Source organism: Streptomyces lucensis JCM 4490, from assembly GCF_014650035.1.
GTDB classification, from domain to species: domain Bacteria; phylum Actinomycetota; class Actinomycetes; order Streptomycetales; family Streptomycetaceae; genus Streptomyces; species Streptomyces lucensis.
On the sequence record NZ_BMUE01000018.1, the window covers coordinates 57440 to 74763 of the forward strand.

Sequence of the window (17324 nt, forward strand, 5' to 3'; positions counted from 1 at the left end):
GGGGGCGCCGGTCAGTCCCGGCTGCCCTGGTCGCCCACCAGGGTGCCGATCTTCTCACCCTTGACGGCGCGGGCGATATTGCCCTCCGCGAGAAGCTCGAAGACGAGGATCGGGAGCTTGTTGTCGCGGCACAGCGTGATGGCGGTGGCGTCGGCGACCTTGAGGTCGCGGGTGATGACCTCGCCGTAGCCGAGGGCGTCGAACTTGACGGCGTCGGCGTTGGTCTTGGGGTCGGAGTCGTAGACCCCGTCCACCCCGTTCTTGCCCATGAGCAGCGCCTCGGCGTCGATCTCGAGGGCGCGCTGGGCGGCGGTGGTGTCGGTGGAGAAGTAGGGCATGCCCATACCGGCGCCGAAGATGACCACGCGGCCCTTCTCCAGGTGCCGCACGGCGCGCAGCGGGATGTACGGCTCGGCGACCTGGCCCATGGTGATGGCGGTCTGCACCCGGCTGTCGATGCCCTCCTTCTCCAGGAAGTCCTGGAGGGCGAGGCAGTTCATCACGGTGCCGAGCATGCCCATGTAGTCGGAGCGGGCGCGGTCCATGCCGCGCTGCTGGAGTTCGGCGCCGCGGAAGAAGTTGCCGCCGCCGATGACGACCGCGATCTCCGCTCCGTCGCGGACGACGGCGGCGATCTCGCGGGCGATCTTGTGCACCACGTCCGGGTCGACTCCCAGGCCCCCGCCACCGGAGAAGGCCTCTCCGGACAGCTTCAGCAGAAACCGGCCGCGTACTTTGCCGTCGTCGCTCTTCTGGGCCTTGGTGGTCATGGAGATCCCGCCTCTTTCACGTGTTGCACATGCGAAGAAGGCCATTGCCGATGGGGTCGCTTTTCGCTCCCATGCGCGGCAATGGCCTCCTCGTCAGATCTGCTGCCGTCCGCCCCACAGCCAAGTGTGGCGGCGTGCGCGGACGACTGCTGTCGACCCTATCGGGAATTCCCGCCGGGTCGCGCGTCGATCGCGGTACGGACTCAGATGCCGACCTTGATGCGCGAGAAGCGCTTCAGGGTGACACCGGCCTCGTCCAGCACCTTCTGGACCGACTTCTTGTTGTCGAGCGCGTACGGCTGGCCGAGCAGCGTGGCGTCCTTGAAGAAGCCGTTGACACGACCCTCGACGATCTTGGCGATCGCGGCCTCGGGCTTGCCCTCGGCGCGGGTGGTCTCCTCGGCGATGCGGCGCTCGGACTCGACGACCTCGGCCGGGACGTCCTCCTGGGAGAGGTACTTCGGCGCGAAGGCGGCGATGTGCTGGGCGATGCCCTTGGCGACCTCGGCGTTCGGCTTGTCGAACTCGACCAGGACACCGATCTGCGGGGGCAGGTCGGGCATGGTGCGGTGCATGTAGGCCAGGACGTAGCCGTCGGAGAACTGCGCGAAGCGGTCCAGGACGATCTTCTCGCCGAGGTTGGCGTTGGCCTCGTCCACGTACGCCTGGACGGTCTTGCCGGCCTCGATCTCGGAGGCGAGCAGCGCCTCGAGGTCGGCCGGGTTCGTCTTGGCGACGTGCTCGGCGATGGCCTGGGCCACGGCCTGGAACTTCTCGCCCTTGGCGACGAAGTCCGTCTCGCACTTCAGCTCGACGAGGACGCCGGAGGAGTTGTCGTCGGCGATGATGGAGACCACGGCGCCGTTCTCGGCGGAGCGGCCCTCGCGCTTGGCGACGCCCTTCTGGCCCTTGATGCGCAGGGCCTCGACGGCCTTGTCGACGTTGCCCTCGGCCTCGTCCAGCGCCTTCTTGCAGTCCATCATGCCGGCGCCCGTGAGCTCACGGAGCTTCTTGACGTCGGCGGCGGTGTAGTTCGCCATGAGTCTGTGAGTCTTTCTCGAAGTCTGGGAGATCTTCAGATCCGCACGGTCCGTGATCCACATGTAGCCGCGGATCCCGTACGCGGTGCCGACCTACGGGTGAACAGCGGGGGCGGACTTGATGTCACCGCCCCCGCCGTCAACGCTGACGTCAGGCCTGCTCGCCCTCGGCGGCCTTCTCGCCCTCGGCCGGGGCGGCCTCGGCGGCGGGGGCGGCCTCCGCGGCGGGGGCGGCCTCGGCGGCGGGGGCGGCCTCGGCAGCCGGAGCCTCGTCCTTCTTCTCACCCTCGAGCAGGTCGCGCTCCCACTCGGCGAGCGGCTCGGCGGCGGCGGCCTTCTCGCCCTTGTCGCCGGTGGCGACACGGGAGCGGGAGATGAGGCCCTCGGCGACGGCGTCGGCGATCACACGGGTGAGCAGGGTGACGGAGCGGATCGCGTCGTCGTTGCCCGGGATCTTGTAGTCGACCTCGTCGGGGTCGCAGTTGGTGTCGAGGATCGCGACGACCGGAATGTTGAGCTTCCGGGCCTCACCGACGGCGATGTGCTCCTTCTTGGTGTCCACGATCCAGACGGCGCTGGGCACCTTCTGCATCTCGCGGATACCACCGAGGGTCTTCTCCAGCTTGGCCTTCTCGCGGGAGAGGACCAGCAGCTCCTTCTTGGTCAGACCGGAGGACGCGACGTCCTCGAAGTCGATCTGCTCAAGCTCCTTCAGGCGCTGCAGACGCTTGTAGACGGTCGAGAAGTTGGTGAGCATGCCGCCCAGCCAGCGCTGGTTGACGTAGGGCATGCCGACGCGGGTGGCCTGCTCGGCGATGGCCTCCTGCGCCTGCTTCTTCGTGCCGACGAACATGACCGTGCCGCCGTGGGCGACGGTCTCCTTGACGAACTCGTAGGCGCGGTCGATGTACGACAGCGACTGGAGCAGGTCGATGATGTAGATGCCGTTGCGCTCGGTGAAGATGAAGCGCTTCATCTTCGGGTTCCAGCGACGGGTCTGGTGACCGAAGTGGACGCCGCTCTCCAGCAGCTCCCGCATCGTGACGACGGCCATGGCCGTATCTCCTTGAGTTTCTCGGTTGTGCCGCGTCCGCCGGACGGCGGACGCGCCTGACGCCCACGACGCGCCGTGCCGCGAAGGACCGAGGGGCGCTTGGTACGAACCGTTACCGGGTGCCGTACCGGGGCGTGCGAAGTCGACCCGGTGACCCGGATCGCCAGAAGAAGTGTACGGGACCGGCGGGGCCCCGGGTGACGCCGCTCTCCACAACCGGGGGGTGATCCACAGGGTCCGGCCGTGACCGGCCGTGGTACGGGACGGTTTGCGGCATGCGACGAGTGATGCGATGCGTTCCGGTCTGGGCGGCCGTGGCGCTGGGTGCGGCCGCCGCCGCGCTCGCCCCCGCGGCGTGGGCGGACGGCCCGGTACCGGCGCCGCCTGCCGCCCCACGAGGCCCGGCTCCGCCTCCCGGCCCGCAGGGCCCGGTGCCGGCGATCGGCCGAGCCTGGCCGGTGGGCGTGCGGCCGGTGGTGCTGCGCGGCTGGGAGCCTCCGGCGACGGTGTACGGCCCCGGGCACCGGGGCGTGGACCTGGCGGCCCCGCCGGGTTCCCCGGTGCGGGCGGTGGCGCCGGGCCGGGTGTCCTTCGCGGGCCGGGTCGCCGGGCGGGGCGTGGTCTCCGTGGAGCTGGCGGGAACGGACCTGCGCACCACGTACGAGCCGGTGAGCCCTTCGGTCGGCGAGGGGGACCGGGTGGGGGCGGGTGAGGTGGTGGGGACGGTGGAACCGGCGGGCGCCCACTGCGGTACGACGGCGTGCGTCCACTGGGGCCTGCTGCGGGGCGGGACCTACCTGAACCCGCTGTCCCTGCTCCCGCCGTGGCTGCTGAACGGGGGGCCGTCGAGACTGCTGCCGGTGTACGGATAGCCCCGGCAGCCCCACCGGCGGCCATGCGCCACCGCGGCTGCGGACCGCCCTGCACGGCAGCGGCAGCGGCAGCGGCAGCGGACAGTCGTACGCCGCCCGCAGCCGCACGCGGTCGTGACGCCGGGGCGTGCGGGTGGCAGCCGGGGCGTGCGGGTGGGGCGCCCGGCCCCTCCTCAGCCCCTCACGCCCAGCGGCTCAGCCCTCCACGCCCCGCAGTGCCATGGCCACCGCGGCGTCCGTCACCACGGACGGGTCCTCGGCCGCGCCGAGCTCGATCCGCCGGACCGCCGCGTCCACGACCCCCTGCAACAGCATCGCGGCCAGGCGGGGCTGCGCATGGCCCAGCTCCCCCAGCGCCTCGACGATCATGGCGACCAGCCCGCCGTGGGCCGCCCGGATCTTCTCCCGCGCTCCCGCGTCCAGCTCGCTCGCGGAGATGGCGACGACCGCCCGGTGCCGCCGGTCCCCCACCAGCGCGAGCTGCCGCCGCACATACGCCTCGACCTTGCCCTCGGGCGACTTGGCGCGCTCCATGGCAGCGGCCACCTCTGCCGCCCACACCGGGAAGTCGACCTCGCACAGCTCCTCGACGACGGCCGCCCGCGACCGGAAGTACTCGTACACGGACGACCGCGCGAGCCCCGTCCGCTCGGCCATCGCGGGGAAGGTCAGCGCCTCCGTCCCGCCCTCGGACAGCAGGGACCGCGCGGCGTCCAGCAGGGCGGCTCGCTGCATCGACCGGTGCTCGGCCACGGAGGCCGCTCGAATCCTTGGCACGTCGACAACTGTACGGAAACGTCCCCCCGTGGGAGGCGCTCAGCGCCCGAAGCTCGCCAGCTTGGCCCGCAGCTGCAGCACCGACTTGGTGTGGATCTGGCTCACCCGGCTCTCGGTGACGCCGAGCACGTTGCCGATCTCCGCGAGGGTGAGCCCCTCGTAGTAGTAGAGCGTGACGACGGTCTTCTCCCGCTCGGGCAGTGTGTTGATGGCCCGCGCGAGGAAACGCCGCAGCTCCCGGTCCTCGGCCACCTCCACCGGATTGTCGGCGGCGGTGTCCTCCAGCGTGTCCATGAGGCTGAGCCGGTCACCGCCCTCGCCGCCGACGTGCAGCATCTCCTCCAGGGCGACCACGTTGGCCAGCGACAGCTGGCTGAACACGGCATGGAGGTCGTCGACCTCCATGTCCAGCTCGGCGGCGACCTCGCCCTCGGTCGGGGTGCGCCGCAGCCGGGCCTCCAGGGTGGCGTAGGCCCGCTCGACGTTGCGGGCCTTCTGCCGGACGGAGCGGGGGATCCAGTCCAGTGCCCGCAGTTCGTCGATCATCGCGCCGCGAATCCGGGTGATCGCGTACGTCTCGAACTTGATCTCCCGGTCGATGTCGAACTTCTCGATCGCGTCGATCAGCCCGAAGACCCCGGAGGAGACGAAGTCCGCCTGCTCGACGTTGGGCGGCAGGCCGACGCTCACCCGGCCGGCCACGTACTTCACCAGCGGCGAGTAGTGCAGGATCAGTTGTTCCCGCAGCCGGTCGTCCCCCGTCGCCTTGTACGACCGCCACAGCTCGTCGAGCGTCGAGGGAGCGGGCGGCCGCACGCTGCCACCGTCGCGGGAGGCTGGGGGAAGCGCCGCCCGGTCGGGCCCGGAGGTGTGCTGGGGCATTCGTCGCCTTGTGCCGTTCTGCCGTGAAGTGCCGTGAGTGGGGTGAGGTGGGGGTTGGTGGGGCGAAGTGGGCTGCCTGGGTGAGCTGTCGGTCTGGTGTCGAGATGGCGCGGTCTGCGCCGACGCCTCCGTGAGCGTAGCGTGACTGAGCTGTCGCGGTGTGCGAACGGCTTGGCACCACCCGTGCGCGGGGCTTTCGGCCCGGCCCGGTGACCCGATCCGGGGAATCGCTCTGCGTGATCGGCCGGAGGGATCAACTCCGGGAAACGTCAAGGGCGTCGGGCATTCCCCCGGACGGCCGAACACGCTCGGTCAGCGGCCGCGGTGGGCCGTCCGGACCGAGATCATCGCCTGGCGTGTCAACTTCCAGCCGTCGCCGTGTCGTTCGACGTAACCAAGTGCTCGGAGTTCGTACAGTCTCGCGATCGCGTCGTCGCGCGTGGTCCGGGCGCCGAGCGCGATCTCCTCTGCGGGGGCCGCCCGGTCGCCGGGCAGGGCGGCGAGGACGGCGCGGGCGCCGGGTTCCAGCAGGTCACGTGGCAGCACGGGTCCCCGCCGGAGCGGCGCCAGCTCACCCATGCCGCCGACGAGTTCGACGACTTCCGCGGCGTCGGTGACCAGGGTGGCCTCACCGCGCAGCAGTTCGTGCACACCGGCGGAGAGGGCGCTGGTGACCGGCCCGGGGACGCCCATCGTGAACCGTCCGAGGCGCTGCGCGGCCCGCGCGGTGGCCAGCGAGCCGCTGCGGCAGGCGGCCTCCACGACGACGGTTCCCCTGGTCAGCGCGGCGATGACCCGGTTGCGCAGGATGAACCGGCTCGGCGTCGGATGGTCGCCCGGGGGCAACTCGCCCACGACGAGTCCCTGTTCCGCGATCCTGGCGATGAGCGCGGCGTGACCGCGGGGGTAGGGCCGGTCGACACCGCAGGCTAGGACGGCGACCGTGGCCCCGCGGGCGGCGAGGGCGCCCCGGTGGGCGGCGCCGTCGATGCCGTAGGCGCCGCCGGAGACGACGACCCACCCGCGCTCGGCGAGACCCGCGGCGAGGGTGGCCGCCGCATGGGTGCCGTACTCGGTGCAGGACCGGGCGCCCACCACGGCGACCGATCTGAGCGCCCACATCCGCAGACCGGCCCGCCCGCGCACCCACAGCCCGATGGGCCGGCCGTCCCCGAGGTCGTCGAGCTGGCGGGGCCACTCGGCGTTCCCCGGGCACACGAACCGTGCCCCGGCGGCCCGCGCCACGGCGAGGTCGCACTCCGGGTCGGCCCGGGCGGCCCGCGCCACGAGCCCGGCCCAGCGCACCTCGCTCACGCCCGGCAGCGGCTCCCCGCCCGCCCGCAGTCGCCGCACCACCTCCGCCACCCCGCGCTCCCGGACCCACCGTCCGCCGGCCTCGTCCCCGGGCTCGAGCACCCGGGACAGGAAGACCCGGCCGAGCGGTTCACCGTCGTCGCTCCCGTCCCCGGTCACGTCAGCGCCCCGATGGCCATCGGCGCTCCCCGGGGCACGCCGGTGCGCAGTTGGAGGGCGAGCGCGACGTCGGTGGCGTCCGGACGGTCGTGGCCGACGAGGTCGGCGACCGTCCAGGCGACCCGCAGCACCCGGTCGACCCCGCGAGCCGTGAGCAGGCCTCGTTCGAGGCTGCGTTCCGCCTCGTCCATCGCCCCGGTGACGGCGTGGTACCGGCTGCGCAGTTCCCGCCCCGGCACTTCGCTGTTGGTGCGCCACGGGGTCTCGGCGAGGCGGGCGGCCGCCCGCTCCCGGGCCTGGCGCACCCGCTCGGCCACGGTCGCGGTGGACTCACCCCGGGCCCCGGGTTCGGTGAGCTGGGCCCTGCTGACGGGGTCGACCTCGACCCGCAGGTCCACCCGGTCCAGCAGCGGGCCGGACAACCGCGACTGGTAGCGGCGGACGGCCGACGGAGGGCATTCGCACAGCGCGTCGCGCTGCGAGAAGCGCCCGCACGGGCAGGGATTGGCCGCGAGGACCATCAGGAAGCGCGCCGGGAAGCGGACGACGCCCGCGCTGCGGGCGATCACCACGTGTCCCGACTCCAGCGGCTGCCGCAGGGCGTCGAGGGTCCGGCTGTGGAACTCGGGGGCCTCGTCCAGGAAGAGCACGCCACGGTGGGCGAGGGACACGGCCCCGGGGCGGGCCATGCCGGGGCCGCCGCCGACGAGCGACTGCATCGTCGCCGAGTGGTGCGGGGCGCAGTAGGGGGCGGTGTCGATGAGCGGTTTGCCCGGCGGCAGCAGCCCGGCGACCGAGTGCACGGCCGTGACCTCCAGCGACGCCTCCCTGGTCAGCGGGGGAAGCACGGCGGGCAGGCGCTCGGCGAGCATCGTCTTGCCCGCGCCCGGCGGTCCCTCCAGGAAGAGGTGGTGCCCGCCGGCGGCCGCCACCTCCACGGCCGTACGGGCCGAGGTCTGGCCCACGACGTCCGCGAGGTCGTGACCGTGGTCGTGCTGTGCGGCGCCGAGCGTCCGCATGCCGGTGGCCGCGCCCGTGCCCGGCACGCGCAGACCGGCCAGCAGGGGGTCCGGGCGTTCCTGCTGGTCGGGTGTCTCCTCGGGGACGGGTTCGTCGGTCAGGAGGGCGACGAGCTGCCGCAGGGTGCGCACTCCCAGCACCGACACTCCGGGGACCAGCGACGCCTCGGCGGCGGCGCACTGCGGTACGACGACCTGTTCGTAGCCCGCGTCGGCCGCCGCCAGGACCGCGGGCAGGATGCCCCGCACCGGACGTACACGGCCGTCCAGGCCCAGCTCGCCGATCATGAGGACGTCGGCCAGGACCCGGGGGTCGATCCGCTCGGCGGCGCCGAGCACCGCACAGGCGACGGCCAGGTCGAAGCCGGAGCCGGCCTTGGGCACCGACGCGGGGCTGAGCCCTACGGTGAGCTTCTTCTGCGGCCACTCACCGCCCGAGTTGACCACCGCCGCCCGGACCCGGTCGCGGCTTTCCGTGAGGCTCTTGTCGGGCAGTCCCACCAGGGTGAAGGCGGCGACGCCGGGTTCGAGGTCGGCCTGGACCTCGACGACCACTCCCTCGACGCCGACCAGGGCCACCGCGCACGTACGGGCGAATCCCATCAGGACACCCCCCGCACGTGCTCCACGGTCGGGGCGCCCCGGCGGGGCAGGAGGACGCCGACCAGGTCGATGCGCACGCCTCCCGGCGGGGCGCCTCCGTGGGCATGGATCCAGCGTTCCGCGAGGCTCCGCAGCCGCTCGGCCCGGCGGGGGGAGATCGCGGCCATCGGATGCTCGTAGGCACCGACCCTGCGGGTCTTCACCTCGCAGACGACGAGCGAACCGCCGTCGCGCGCCACGATGTCGATCTCACCGGACCGTCCGCAGCGCCAGTTGCGCTCCAGGATCGTCATCCCGGTCCGGGTCAGCCAGCGCACGGCCAGGTCCTCGCCGTACCTGCCGAGCGCGTTGCGTGCCTTGCTCATGTCGGCACCACCTCCGGCGCCAACGGTCACGCATGCCGCTCACCCCTGTTGATCTTGGTGAGCTACTCGCCGGTTGTGGAGAACCCCGTCACCCGTACAGGGGGCCGTGTCAGCCGCCCGGCAGCTCCAGGTCGCTCTTGTTCAGCTCCTCGATATTCACGTCCTTGAACGTGAGCACCCGGACCTGCTTGACGAAACGGGCCGGCCGGTACATGTCCCAGACCCAGGCGTCGGCCATGGACACCTCGAAGAACACCTCACCCTGGACCGAGTGCACCTGCATCTCGTAGTCGTTGGTGAGGTAGAAACGCCGCTCGGTCTCGATCACGTATTTGAACAGACCGACGACGTCTCGGTACTCCCGGTAGAGCTTCAGCTCCATCTCGGTCTCGTACTTCTCGAGGTCCTCGGCGCTCATGGCATGTTCCCCTTCAGCCGTGCGATCCCCCCATTGTGCGCCAGTACCGGGAACCCTCAGACGATTTCCGTGTCGAGGGTCACGGGGCTGGCCGGGGGACCTTCGTCGAGCAGCGTCCGCAGCAGCTCGGCGAGTCTGGTCGGATACACCGTCTCATGTGCGCGGGCGAGTTCCCGACACGTCCACCAGCGCGCTCCGGCGACACTGCGCCGCTCCAGCTCCGTCAGCCCCGTCGCCGCCGTGGCCGTCTGGGTCGTACGGGCCAGGTAGTACCACTCGTCCTGGTCCCAGCGGCGGCCCGCGAACGGGAAGGAACACCTGCGCCGCCACAGCACCGGGCCGAGATCGACGTCGGTGATGCCGGTCTCCTCGGCGAGTTCCCGCAGCGCCGCCTCCTCGCGCGTCTCGGCGCCCTCCAGACCGCCGCCCGGGGTGAACCACCAGTCGTCGGCGAGGTCGTCCGGTTCATGGCCGTGCAGCAGGAGGATCCGGTCATCGGGGTCCAGCAGCACCACCCGGGCCACCCTGCGCGGGCCGCCCCCCTGCGGCTCCTCGCCGGTGTGCATGGCCTCAGCGGGCACCGGCCGCCTCCGGGCGGGCGGCACGGGCGCGGGAGCGGCTCACGCGCGCCGCGATCGGGCCGTACGCGCCGCCGCCGAGGACCAGGACCATTCCGGCGACGACCATCACCTCGATCGTGCGCAGCGGGCCGGGCTGGGAGAGGGCGCCGAGCGACTCGAAACCGGTGGGGCGCTTGAGCATGCCCTTCCAGGGCCACACGACGGCGTCCACGCGGGCGGACACGGCACCGCGCGAGACCGTGCCCTTGCCGGCGTCCGTGAGGTGGGCGGTGGAGTCCAGGGAGCCCTGGCGTTCGTCACCGAGCAGGAAGAGCCGGCCTTCGGGGACGGTCACGGTCGGGAAGTCCTTGATCTCGGCCAGGCTGCCCTTGGGCAGGTACGGCTCGTCGATCTGCTTGCCGTTGACGGTCAGCTTGCCGTCGGTGCAGCAGGAGACGGTGTCCCCGCCGACCGCGACGACGCGCTTGACCACCTTCGCGTTGCTGACCCAGGACTTGTCCTCGAAGACGACCACGTCACCGCGGCGCACCTCGTCGCCGTCGACGCGCTGGGCGAGCACGCGGTCGCCGGCGTCGATGGTCGGGGTCATGGAGCTGGTCGGCACCGTGTACGGCCGGTAGATGAACGCGCCCCAGGCGAAACCGCCGAGGAACAGCACCAGGCCCAGCGCCACGGCCAGCCCGGACAGCCGCTGCCCGATCCGGCTGCCGCCGGCCCCTGCCGTCCCTGCGCCACCGCTGTGCGGGGCCGTACGCGTCGTGCTCTCGCCACCCATGGACCCGCACCCTACCCGGCGGTACCGAATCGGGGCAGCCCCTGTTTCACGACCGGTATGACCAGCGCGGGGCCATGCGTTCCGGTTGGTCCCGGCCCCGCCGGGACCGCGGGCTCAGCGCGGCCCGGGGGACGTCGTCCGCACGGCCCCGGCCGCCGGGCGGCTCGCACGCCGGCGCCGCCACAGCGCCAGCGGCAGCACCGCCGCGAACGCCACGCCATCGGGGGCGACCGTCAGGGACGCGGACGCGGAGGACTGCTGGCCGAGGCCGGGCTGGTCGAAGGTGTCCGGAACCGGCAGGGTGCCCCAGCGGTTGATCGGCCAGGCCTTGACGATGGCGCGGCCGACGACCTTGTCGACGGGGACCATGCCGTGGTTCTTGTCCGACTGGTTGTAGCGGGAGTCGCGGGAGTTCTGGCGGTGGTCGCCCATCACCCAGATGTAGCCCTTGGGGACCTTCACCTTGAACTGGCCGCCGATGTCGTCCTGGGTGCACGGCGTGTTGCCGGGGTACACGTACGGCTCGTCGAGCGCCTTGCCGTTGACCGTCAAGGGGCCGGTCTTCTTGCACTCGACCGTGTCGCCACCGACGCCGATCACCCGCTTGATCAGGTCCTTCTCCTCGGCGGACGGCATCAGGCCGATCCAGCTGAGCACCTTCTGCACGGCGTTGGGGGTCGGCGCGGGCTCACCGGCCAGCCAGTTGTCCGGGTCGTGGAAGACGACGACCTCGCCCCGCTCGGGCTCGGAGCCGAACCACGGGGTGAGCTTGTCGACCAGGACGCGGTCACCCTGCTGGAGGGTGTTCTGCATCGAGTCGGACGGGATCGAGAAGGCCTGCACCAGGAACGTCTTGATCAGCAGTGCCAGGACCAGCGCGATGACGATCAGGATCGGCAGCTCCTTCAGGAAGGAGCGCTGCTTCTTCGGCCGGCGCGCGTCCTCGCCCGCGTCCGCGTCGTCCGCGCGCGGCTGGTGCCCGGGCGTGCCGTCGCCGCCGGCCGCCGGGTCACTCCCGGAGGTCATGGCGCCTTCCGGTGCGGGGCCGTTCCCGTCCACGGGGTGCCCGCGGTGATCTTCGCCGTCGTGTCCCGACCGTGCGCCAACCGCCACATCCCCCACGCCAACTCCTCACGCCGTGCCGCCGCCTGCCCCGGATACGGTGCAGGCCCACTACTCCCATAACGAGCGGGAGTTCCGCAGGGGTCGGGAGCTGGGTCATTCCGTTCTGGTTCTCGGAGGCAACCCTATGCGACGGCCGGCCACCAGCGGTCGCACCCGACACGGAGTCGGTGACGCTTGCAAAGGTTTTAGGTTCCGGAAGGCGGGTCCAGTGGCCGACCGGCCAGCCGATGACCATGGCCCGGCCCACCACCGAGTCCTCGGAGACCGTGCCCCCGTAGGGCGTGTTCTGGTGGACGCGGGAGTCGGCGGAGTTGCCCCGGTGGTCGCCCATCACCCACAGCCGTCCCTCGGGGACGGTGATGTCGAAGGGCGTGGCGGAGGGGACGTCCCCGGGGAAGATGTAGTCGGCCTCGGTGAGCGGTACGCCGTTGACGGTGACCCGGCCCTGCGCGTCGCAGCACTTGACGTGGTCGCCGCCGACCCCGATGACCCGTTTGATCAGGTCTTTCTCGTTGTCGGAGGGCAGCAGGCCGATGAAGGTGAGGCCCTCCTTGAGCTGCTTGACGACGACGGGGTCGTGCTTCTTGGTGGTCTGTTCGTCCGCCAGCCAGCCGCCGGGGTCGTGGAAGACGACGACGTCCCCGCGCTGCGGCTTGGAACCGAACCACGGGGTCAGCTTGTCGACCAGCACGCGGTCGCCGATCCGGATCGTCTGCTCCATGGAGCCGGACGGGATCACGAACGCCTGCACCAGGAAGGTCTTCAGCACCAGCGCTATGAGGACGGCGACACCGACGAGGAGGGGGATCTCACGGACGGCTGAACGCCGGCGCTTGCGCTTGACCTTGCGCTGCAGCTTGCGGCGCTCCGCACGCGTGCGGCCGCCGCTGGGCGCGGGGGCCGAGGTACGGCGCGAGCCGGTGGGCAGGAGGTCCTCGGCGGGCGTGCCGGACGCCGCGCCGCGCGGTTTGCCGCGGTTACCCATGGGCGTCCCCCGCCGGGGCCGCGGGCACGCGCGCGTACGCGGACGGCCGGGTCAGACGCGTCCAGTGGTCGTACGGCCAGACGATCCAGTCGGCCCGGCCGATGACGTCGCCGACGGGGACCATGCCGCCGCCCGGCGAGCCGAGGTGGTCGCGGGAGTCACTGGAGTCGCTGCGGTGGTCGCCGAGGACGAAGAGGCGGCCCGCGGGCACGACGACGTCGAAGGGCACACTGGAGGCGCTGTCCCCGGGATAGAGGAACGCCGTCTCGTCGACCGCCCGGCCGTTCACCTCGATCCTTCCCTCCTTGTCGCAGCAGACCACGTGGTCTCCCCCTACCCCCGCAACGCGCTTGATGTAGTCCGCGTCCCCGAAATACCCGGTGCCGTCGAACACAACCACGTCACCGCGGCGCGGCTGGGCACCGAAACGGTACGCCAACTTATTTACGAGAACCCGGTCCCCGATCCTCAACCGCTGTTCCATGGATCCGCTCGGAATCTCGAACGGCTGCACCACGAAGGCGTTGAGGAGCAGCAGGAACGCCAGGCAGACGAGGACGGTCAGGGTGATCCTGCCGCCCGGCAGCCACTCGGCGACCCGCGCCGTGAACGCGGAACGCGACCGGCCCTCCGCCCCGGAGGAGTCCGGGTGGGAGGAGCGGTCGCGTTCCGTCGGCTGTGCTTCGGTGTCCATCGGAGCAGGATGCTATCCCGCCCGGCCGTGAACCCCGCAGAGCACTCAGTTCTCGCGCTTCTCCTTGATCTTCGCGGCCTTGCCGCGCAGCTCACGGAGGTAGTACAGCTTGGCGCGGCGCACGTCACCGCGGGTGACCAGCTCGATCTTCTCGACGATCGGGGTGTGCACCGGGAAGGTGCGCTCGACGCCGACGGAGAACGAGACCTTGCGGACCGTGAAGGTCTCGCGGACACCGGCGCCCTGGCGGCGGATCACGACGCCCTTGAACTGCTGCACACGGGAGCGGTTGCCCTCGATGACGCGGACGTGGACGTTGACGGTGTCACCCGGGCGGAAGGCCGGGACGTCGCTGCGCAGCGACGCGGCGTCGACGGTGTCGAGCAGGTGAGACATTTCGTCTGCTTTCTTCGCTGATGCCACAGGTCATCAACGGGAGTAGAGGTACGGAGGTCTGCCGTGCGGGTCGGGGCGGGCGTCGTGTCCCCCTGTGGCAGGGGCGCGCGCCGGACGGACGCACAGCAGCGGCCTATTCTTCCATGCCGTCGGCCCGGCGCCAAAATCGGCCGTACGGCTCCCCCTCGGGGTCCGGTTCCCAGCCCAGGATGGAGAGCATCTCGCGGTCCTTCTTGTCGAAGGCCTTCGGGTCGCATCGGGCGATCAGGTCCGGCCGGTTGGCCGTCGTGCGCCGCAGGGCCTCGTCGCGGCGCCAGCGGGCGATCTTCCCGTGGTGCCCACTGAGCAGCACGTCCGGGATGTCCCGGCCGCGCCACAGGGGCGGCTTGGTGTAGACGGGGCCCTCCAGCAGGCCGGCCATCGCGCCGGGTGCGAAGGAGTCGTCACGGTGGGACTCGGCGTTGCCGAGGACGCCGGGCAGCAGCCGGGCGACGGCCTCGGTGATGACGAGCACGGCCGCCTCGCCGCCGGCGAGGACGTAGTCGCCGATGGACACCTCGTGCACGGGCATGCGGGTCGCGTACTCGTCCATGACGCGCCGGTCGATGCCCTCGTAGCGGGCCGGGGTGAAGATCAGCCAGGGGCGCTCGGAGAGTTCGACCGCCAGTTCCTGGGTGAAGGGCCGGCCGCTCGGGGTGGGGACGATCAGCGTGGGGGTACGGGCCCCGGTGTCGTAGCCGTCGGCGAGGACCGTGTCCAGGGCGTCGCCCCAGGGATCGGTCTTCATGACCATGCCGGGGCCGCCGCCGTAGGGCGTGTCGTCGACGGTGTTGTGCCGGTCGTACGTCCAGTCGCGCAGGTCGTGGACGTGCACCTGCAGCCGGCCGCGCGCGCGTGCCTTGCCGACGAGGGAGACGTTCAGGGGTTCCAGGTACTCGGGGAAGATCGTGACGACGTCGAGGCGCATTACGACTCTTCTCCGGACTCTTCCCGGCCTTCTCCGGACTGCTCGCGGGCGGAGGCGATCTCGGCGCGGTCGTCGATCAGGCCCGGCGGGGGCGCGATGACCGCCTTCTGCTCCTCCAGGTCGATGCCGGTGACGATCTCCTCCACGAAGGGGATCATCACCTCGCTGCCGTCGGGGCGCTCCACGATGAACAGGTCCTGGGAGGGCAGGTGCGAGATCTCGGTGATCCGCCCGACCTCCGTGCCGTCCTCGGTGACCACGTCGAGGTCGATGAGCTGGTGGTCGTAGTACTCGTCCTCGCCCTCGGGGAGTTCCTCGGGGTCGATCTCGGCGATCAGCAGGGTGTTGCGCAGGGCCTCGGCCGCGGTGCGGTCGGCGACGCCCTCGAAGCGCAGCAGCAGGCGGCCGCTGTGCACGCGGCCCGTGGCGATGGTGAGGGGTCCGGCGGAGGCCGGATCGGTGGCCAGGACGGCGCCCGGGGCGAGCCGCAGCTCGGGCTCGTCGGTACGTACCTCGACGGTGACCTCGCCCTTGATGCCGTGGGCGCGGCCGATCCGTGCGACTACCAGCTGCACTGTGCTTGATCTCCTGTCGTACGACTACGGGCCGGGGACGGCCCAGTGGCCCTCCCCGGCCCGAGCCGGTGCTGCGATAAGCGTCAGCGGACGTGGTCCACGTCGACGAGGTCGACGCGGACACCGCGACCGCCGATGGCGCCCACGACGGTACGCAGAGCACGCGCGGTGCGGCCGTTGCGGCCGATCACCTTGCCGAGGTCGTCGGGGTGGACCCGGACCTCCAGCACGCGTCCGCGGCGCAGGTCGCGCGAGGCGACCTGCACATCGTCAGGGTTGTCGACGATGCCCTTCACGAGGTGCTCAAGCGCCTCTTCGAGCATGCTGCTCAGGCCTCGGTCGACTCGGACTCGGCAGCGGCCTCGTCCTTCTTCTCAGCCTTCTTCTTCTGGGTGATGGCCTCACCCTTGCCCTCGTCGTCACCGCCGAGAGCCTCGAACGACGGACGCGTGGCCTTCGGCTCGGCGACGAGCAGCGGCGCGGGAGCCGGCTCGCCCTTGAACTTCTGCCAGTCGCCGGTCTTCTTCAGGATGGCGAGGACGGGCTCGGTCGGCTGGGCGCCGACGCCGAGCCAGTACGCCACACGCTCGGCGTCCACCTCGATGACCGACGGGTTGTAGGTCGGGTGGTACTTGCCGATCTCCTCGATGGCCCGGCCGTCACGGCGGGTACGGGAGTCGGCGACGACGATGCGGTAGTGAGGCGAACGGATCTTGCCCAGACGCTTCAGCTTGATCTTGACTGCCACGGGAGTGGGTTCTCCTGGTTTTGACGTGGTTGGGCACGGCGAGCTGCCGCGTGGGGTTGCGGTACCCGAATGCCCGATGGACGCGTCAGCCGGAGGAGAGAGGGGTCCTGTGCGACTGTCGAGTACAGCTAGCCATTGTGCCATACGCGGCGGGCCGCTCCCGGCCGAGGGGCGTGCCCGCGCCCGGGCATGCCTGAGCGGCACCCGGCGTGGGGGCGAGTCACGTCGGGTGCGCGCCGCTCGGCGCCAAGGCCGTCTCCCCCGGAGGAACACGACCAGCGCCCACCTCGTGCCATGCGTGCCGCCCTGCGGAGCGACCGTCTGCGGCCATGGACGGCGACGGTCATGGACGGCAGCGGTCATGGACGCAGCGGCAGCCGCGCGGTGACGAGCCCCTTTCCGGCACCCACGAGATGCCGGTGTTCGCGGCTCGTGCTCAGGCGGCTCCCGCGACCTCCGGGATGCGGAACGGCTTGCCGCAGCCGCCGCACACGATCGGGGCCTGGGCCAGGACCGACGGGACCACCCGGACGTTGCGGCCGCAGTCGCAGACCGCCTTGACGCGGACGCCGCCGCCGGAGGAACCGTGCCGGGCGGCCGGGCCGCGGAAGGTACGGGAGGTGTCGGACGAGGTGGCGGCCATGTGGGCCTTCAGCGCGCGCTGCAGCCGCTCGATGGTCGGGCGGTACCGCCGCTTCGCCTCGGGGTTGAGGGTGACCAGCGAGAAACCGCTGCTCGGATGCGGCTCCTCGGGGTGGTCCAGGCCCAGTTCCTCGGCGATCGCGAGGAAACGGCGGTTGTGGTAGCGGCCGGCCCGGGAGGTGTCGCGGATTCCGCGGGCGGCGGCGATGCCGTGGACTGCCTCGTGCAGCAGTCGCTCGAAGGAGAGCTCGTGCCCGCACGCGGACGACGACTCTCCGATCAGGGATTCCGGCGCGGCGAGGTCAGGCAGCTCGGGGTGGTACCGCTGAATGTCGGCCCACGCCTGCGCCAGCTCTGCGGCGAGAACAGGTGGTGTCTGTGTCGTGCTCACGTAATGACAACGAGCGGGGGTGCCGCTGTGTTCCTATTCCGGGGCATCCCAAATAATTTGCACGTACCCGTCAGTTGCGACCGATGCGTCCTGACGAGGGCGGGTGCGCTGATCTGCGGAGAAGCCTCACAGCTCGTACCAAGCCGGTGCGTAGTCGGCGGTACGGCCGACA

The 17324-nt window shown here is 71.4% G+C and carries 21 protein-coding genes; 1 reads left to right on the plus strand and 20 read right to left on the minus strand.

Features of this window, described 5'->3' with window-relative positions:
- Positions 1 to 11: 11 nt before the first annotated feature.
- From pyrH to rpsB, 3 genes are all read right to left on the minus strand, one after another.
- Positions 12 to 770, minus strand: a complete 759-nt coding sequence (gene pyrH, locus IE177_RS30015; protein WP_190018627.1) for a UMP kinase — start codon at positions 768 to 770, stop codon at positions 12 to 14.
- Between the two features lie 203 nt (positions 771 to 973).
- Entirely contained in the window at positions 974 to 1810 is an 837-nt protein-coding gene (tsf, locus tag IE177_RS30020; RefSeq protein ID WP_190018628.1) for a translation elongation factor Ts, read from the minus strand.
- 151 nt (positions 1811 to 1961) lie between these two features.
- Positions 1962 to 2864, minus strand: a complete 903-nt coding sequence (rpsB, locus tag IE177_RS30025; protein WP_190018629.1) for a 30S ribosomal protein S2 — start codon at positions 2862 to 2864, stop codon at positions 1962 to 1964.
- A 275-nt stretch (positions 2865 to 3139) separates the two neighbouring features.
- On the opposite strand from rpsB, the gene IE177_RS30030 reads away from it, so the two are divergent.
- Complete coding sequence (locus IE177_RS30030) at positions 3140 to 3736, plus strand: murein hydrolase activator EnvC family protein (protein ID WP_190018630.1); 597 nt, start codon at positions 3140 to 3142, stop codon at positions 3734 to 3736.
- A 195-nt stretch (positions 3737 to 3931) separates the two neighbouring features.
- Here IE177_RS30030 and IE177_RS30035 read toward each other — a convergent pair whose 3' ends face one another.
- From IE177_RS30035 to IE177_RS30115, 17 genes are all read right to left on the minus strand, one after another.
- The gene (locus IE177_RS30035; protein ID WP_190018694.1) at positions 3932 to 4489 is read right to left on the minus strand and encodes a TetR/AcrR family transcriptional regulator; all 558 of its coding nucleotides are present in this window, start codon (positions 4487 to 4489) and stop codon (positions 3932 to 3934) included.
- 63 nt (positions 4490 to 4552) lie between these two features.
- Positions 4553 to 5395, minus strand: a complete 843-nt coding sequence (whiG, locus tag IE177_RS30040; RefSeq protein WP_190018631.1) for an RNA polymerase sigma factor WhiG — start codon at positions 5393 to 5395, stop codon at positions 4553 to 4555.
- 312 nt (positions 5396 to 5707) lie between these two features.
- Positions 5708 to 6868, minus strand: coding sequence for a DNA-processing protein DprA (gene dprA / locus IE177_RS30045; protein ID WP_190018632.1), 1161 nt, complete (start codon positions 6866 to 6868; stop codon positions 5708 to 5710).
- Complete coding sequence (locus IE177_RS30050; protein WP_190018633.1) at positions 6865 to 8490, minus strand: YifB family Mg chelatase-like AAA ATPase; 1626 nt, start codon at positions 8488 to 8490, stop codon at positions 6865 to 6867. The genes dprA and IE177_RS30050 overlap by 4 nt, the downstream gene beginning before the upstream one ends.
- The gene (locus IE177_RS30055; RefSeq protein ID WP_190018634.1) at positions 8490 to 8855 is read right to left on the minus strand and encodes a YraN family protein; all 366 of its coding nucleotides are present in this window, start codon (positions 8853 to 8855) and stop codon (positions 8490 to 8492) included. The genes IE177_RS30050 and IE177_RS30055 overlap by 1 nt, the downstream gene beginning before the upstream one ends.
- Positions 8856 to 8964: 109 nt before the next feature.
- Positions 8965 to 9273, minus strand: coding sequence for a DUF2469 domain-containing protein (locus IE177_RS30060; RefSeq protein WP_003965949.1), 309 nt, complete (start codon positions 9271 to 9273; stop codon positions 8965 to 8967).
- Between the two features lie 56 nt (positions 9274 to 9329).
- Positions 9330 to 9839, minus strand: a complete 510-nt coding sequence (locus tag IE177_RS30065; RefSeq protein ID WP_190018695.1) for an NUDIX hydrolase — start codon at positions 9837 to 9839, stop codon at positions 9330 to 9332.
- A 4-nt stretch (positions 9840 to 9843) separates the two neighbouring features.
- Positions 9844 to 10629: a signal peptidase I gene (gene lepB / locus IE177_RS30070; RefSeq protein WP_190018635.1), complete on the minus strand. Its 786-nt coding sequence runs from the start codon at positions 10627 to 10629 to the stop codon at positions 9844 to 9846.
- 114 nt (positions 10630 to 10743) lie between these two features.
- Complete coding sequence (gene lepB / locus IE177_RS30075) at positions 10744 to 11751, minus strand: signal peptidase I (protein ID WP_190018636.1); 1008 nt, start codon at positions 11749 to 11751, stop codon at positions 10744 to 10746.
- Entirely contained in the window at positions 11639 to 12739 is a 1101-nt protein-coding gene (gene lepB / locus IE177_RS30080) for a signal peptidase I (RefSeq protein ID WP_190018637.1), read from the minus strand. The genes lepB (IE177_RS30075) and lepB (IE177_RS30080) overlap by 113 nt, the downstream gene beginning before the upstream one ends.
- Positions 12732 to 13433 (minus strand): signal peptidase I, encoded by a 702-nt coding sequence (lepB, locus tag IE177_RS30085; RefSeq protein ID WP_190018638.1) that lies wholly within the window; start codon positions 13431 to 13433, stop codon positions 12732 to 12734. The genes lepB (IE177_RS30080) and lepB (IE177_RS30085) overlap by 8 nt, the downstream gene beginning before the upstream one ends.
- Positions 13434 to 13478: 45 nt before the next feature.
- On the minus strand, positions 13479 to 13829 hold the full coding sequence (rplS, locus tag IE177_RS30090) for a 50S ribosomal protein L19 (RefSeq protein WP_152784115.1): 351 nt from the start codon (positions 13827 to 13829) through the stop codon (positions 13479 to 13481).
- 133 nt (positions 13830 to 13962) lie between these two features.
- Positions 13963 to 14796 carry a tRNA (guanosine(37)-N1)-methyltransferase TrmD gene (trmD, locus tag IE177_RS30095; RefSeq protein ID WP_190018639.1) on the minus strand — a complete coding sequence of 278 codons (834 nt, stop codon included), beginning with the start codon at positions 14794 to 14796 and terminating at the stop codon, positions 13963 to 13965.
- The gene (gene rimM / locus IE177_RS30100) at positions 14796 to 15371 is read right to left on the minus strand and encodes a ribosome maturation factor RimM (protein WP_190018640.1); all 576 of its coding nucleotides are present in this window, start codon (positions 15369 to 15371) and stop codon (positions 14796 to 14798) included. The genes trmD and rimM overlap by 1 nt, the downstream gene beginning before the upstream one ends.
- An 83-nt stretch (positions 15372 to 15454) precedes the next feature.
- Positions 15455 to 15694, minus strand: coding sequence for an RNA-binding protein (locus IE177_RS30105; RefSeq protein ID WP_005479813.1), 240 nt, complete (start codon positions 15692 to 15694; stop codon positions 15455 to 15457).
- A gap of 5 nt (positions 15695 to 15699) precedes the next feature.
- Complete coding sequence (gene rpsP / locus IE177_RS30110; protein ID WP_061925778.1) at positions 15700 to 16119, minus strand: 30S ribosomal protein S16; 420 nt, start codon at positions 16117 to 16119, stop codon at positions 15700 to 15702.
- A gap of 436 nt (positions 16120 to 16555) precedes the next feature.
- Complete coding sequence (locus IE177_RS30115) at positions 16556 to 17152, minus strand: hypothetical protein (RefSeq protein ID WP_190018641.1); 597 nt, start codon at positions 17150 to 17152, stop codon at positions 16556 to 16558.
- Between the last annotated feature and the right edge of the window lie 172 nt (positions 17153 to 17324).